1 protein-coding gene is annotated in these 1,890 nt (G+C 68.6%); it reads right to left on the bottom strand.

The annotated features are described in order from the left end of the window. The coding region (locus tag ACFXOM_RS35555) for an amino acid adenylation domain-containing protein (protein ID WP_385041637.1) at positions 1-1,890 on the bottom strand (1,890 nt) is incomplete at both ends.

The raw sequence follows: 1,890 nt of genomic DNA, 5'->3' as shown, positions 1-1,890 counted from the left end.
GTCGATGAGTTGGGCGAGGTCGGTGAGGTGGGGGTGGCGGGTGACGTCTTTGAGGGAGATGGCGCGGTCGAGGGTGATGGCGAGTTTGACGGCGGACAGGGAGGTGCCGCCGCGGTCGAAGAAGTGGTCGTGGCGGTGGATGTGGGTTTCGGGGATGCCCAGGACGTGTGCCCAGGCGGTGGCGAGGCGTTGTTCGGTGGGGGTGGTGGGTGTTTCGGTGCTGGTGCTGGTGCTGGTGCTGGTGCTGGTGCTGGTGCTGGGGGTGGGGGTGTGGAGTTGGGTGGCGAGGTGGGTGAGGTGCTTCTTATCGGTCTTGCCGTTGGCGGTCAGGGGGAGGGTGGGCTGCCAGTGGAAGGTGGTGGGGACCATGTAGGCGGGCAGGAGGGTGGTGAGGTGGCCGGTCAGGGTGTCGGGGGTCAGGGGGTTGGGGCCGGCGCAGAAGGCGATCAGGTGGGGGCTGCCGGCGTGTTCGGTGACGACGACGGCTGCGTCCCGTACCCCGGGTACGGTCATCAGGGCGTTTTCGACGTCTCCGATCTCGATGCGGAAGCCGCGGATCTTGACCTGGCTGTCCCGGCGGCCGAGGAATTCCAGGGTGCCGTCGGGGAGCCAGCGGCCGAAGTCCCCGCTGCGGTACACGCGTGCTCCGGGCTGGTGGGGGTCGGGGCCGAACGCCGCTGCGCTGCGCTGGGGATCGTTGACGTAGCCGCGGCCGACGCACACTCCGGAGAACACGATCTCCCCGGGTGCGCCCCAGGGGACGGGGGCCAGGTCGGGGTCGGTGAGGTAGATGTGTACGTTGCGTACGGGGCGGCCGAGGGGGACCCGGTCGCCCCTCGGGGTGGTGTGCATGACGTGGTGGTTGGTGTCGTCGCAGGTTTCGGTCAGGCCGTAGGCGTTGACGAGCGGCACGTGGGGGCGGGTGGTGAACCAGCGTTGGGTCAGTTCCTTCTTCAGTGCTTCGCCGGTGACCGAGACCACCGCCAGGTCTGCCAGGGCGTGGGGGTGGTCTTCCAGGTAGGAAAGGACGACTTCCAGGTAGGAGGGGACGACCTGCCATACCGCTACCTGGTTGTCTTCGAGTGTGGTGATCAGGCGTGGCACGTCCAGGACGGCGTCTTGTTCCACCAGGACGGTGCGGCCGCCGACGAGTTGTGCGGCGATCAGTTGCCATAGGGAGATGTCGAAGCATTGGGGTGCGGTCTGGGCGACGACGGGGTGTTGGTCGCCGATGTGGAGGTCTTCGATCTTGGCGAGGAGGTGGTTGAGCATGCCGGCGTGTTCGCACATCGCGCCTTTGGGTTCGCCGGTGGATCCGGAGGTGAAGTAGACGTAGGCGGCTTGGTCGGCGGTTACCGGGAGGTCGAGGTTGTTGTCCGGGTGGTCTTCGCCCAGTGCGTCGTCTATCTGCACCACCTCGGGGAGGGGGCCGTGGAAGGAGTCGAGTGTGGGCAGGGTGTGCAGTGCCTGCTCCAGGTGGGTGGCGGCGTCGGGTTCGGTCAGCACCAGCCGGCATCCGGAACGGGCCAGGGTGGCCGCGATCCGTTCGGCGGGGAAGTGCGGCTCCACCGGCAGGTACACCCCGCCCGCCTTGAACACCGCCCACACCGACGCCAGCCAGGACAGATCACGGTGGGTGACCACCGCCACCACGTCCTCGTCGCGCAGGCCGCGTGCCCGCAGTGCCCTGGCCAGCCGGTTCGCCCGCGCGTTCAACTCCCCGTAGGTCCACCGCACACCGGCATGGACCGCGGCCACCCGATCCGGATGCTCCACGACCCGCTCCTGGAACACCTCGTGGACCCGCACGTCCGGCAGCTCGACGACCGGCCCGGAGCCCATCGACAACTGCTCGTCCACCTCATCGGCCGACACCAGCCCGCCGGCGCC

This window comes from Streptomyces sp. NPDC059169, assembly GCF_042755225.1.
Taxonomy (GTDB): domain Bacteria; phylum Actinomycetota; class Actinomycetes; order Streptomycetales; family Streptomycetaceae; genus Streptomyces.
The sequence above is the reverse complement of the archived record's forward strand: the minus strand, read 5'-3'. Positions and strand labels throughout refer to the sequence as shown.